At 53.0% G+C, this 247-nt stretch carries 1 protein-coding gene; it reads right to left on the minus strand.

The features are described 5' to 3' along the window. On the minus strand, nt 1–247 hold a 247-nt coding region (locus PGX78_RS09275), incomplete at both ends, for a biotin/lipoyl-binding protein (protein ID WP_270446680.1).

A 247-nucleotide genomic window follows, 5' to 3' on the forward strand; every position in this document is an offset into this window, starting at 1 on the left:
CAAGATTTGCCGCAGCCTGTGCCTGACCGGCCTTTGCCGCATTTAAAGCCGCCTGATAGGAACGGCTGTCCAATCGAAACAACGGTTGTCCTTCCGCAACGGCTTGACCGCCCTGTACGTATTTTTCCAAAACGCGACCGGACACCTTCGGCATAACGGGTACCTTATCCGTTGCCGCTACGACACCGCTGTACTCAGCGGGAACAATCGTGTCTTCCGCTATAATTTTATACGTATTAACGGCTAC

It is taken from the genome of Megasphaera sp. AF13-6AC (genome assembly GCF_027685385.1).
GTDB lineage: Bacteria > Bacillota > Negativicutes > Veillonellales > Megasphaeraceae > Megasphaera > Megasphaera micronuciformis.